Consider the following 646-nt stretch of genomic DNA (forward strand, 5'->3'; position numbering starts at 1 on the left):
TTCCCACCCCCTGCCCGTTCCCCATCCATCTACCAGCCTCTCCAGAAATATAAGAATCACCCATGGAGATAACATACGGAAGTTTATCCGCAAGCCTCTGGGAAGGCCCCAGCCCACCTGAGATGGCCGAAGCAGATTGAGGGGTGGCCGGGAGGATTAGGGCGCATGATGCGGCCAAGACGGCGAGCAACGGCGCATAACGGTGCGGTGCATTCATTTCTTATACCTTTTCGTTGTGGCTAGTGGATGTCTGAGAAGCCCCCTTCAGGGCAGGCGAGTTGGTAGTCCCTGCGCTGAAGGGGGGGCGGGATGTCCGGGGTGCGGCGTGCGTATTCGACGGATCTGTCCGATGTGGAATGGGCGGTGCTGGCACCACTGGTGCCGCCACCGAAACCGGGTGTGAGGCCGCCGAAGCACTCACGCCGGGAGATCATCGACGCGCTCGCGTACTGGGTGCGGGCTGGCTGTGCCTGGCGGTTACTCCCGCACGACTTCCCGCCGTACCAGACCGTCTACCACTACTGAGGTTGAACTCGCGATAGCGGCTGGTCGTGACGGCTCGTGATCCCTGCGGTATGCCGTGTTCATGAGGTACGCGCAGGGAGGCGGGCTGACGCCGAAGGGGCAACAGGCCCGGGAACGGGTG

1 protein-coding gene is annotated in these 646 nt (G+C 62.5%); it reads left to right on the top strand.

From position 1 onward, the window contains the following. Positions 1-309 precede the first annotated feature (309 nt). Complete coding sequence (locus K6I34_RS38140) at positions 310-525, top strand: transposase (RefSeq protein WP_238490378.1); 216 nt, start codon at positions 310-312, stop codon at positions 523-525. Positions 526-646: the final 121 nt, after the last annotated feature.

It is taken from the genome of Streptomyces sp. UNOC14_S4 (genome assembly GCF_020740835.1).
Taxonomy (GTDB): Bacteria; Actinomycetota; Actinomycetes; order Streptomycetales; family Streptomycetaceae; genus Streptomyces.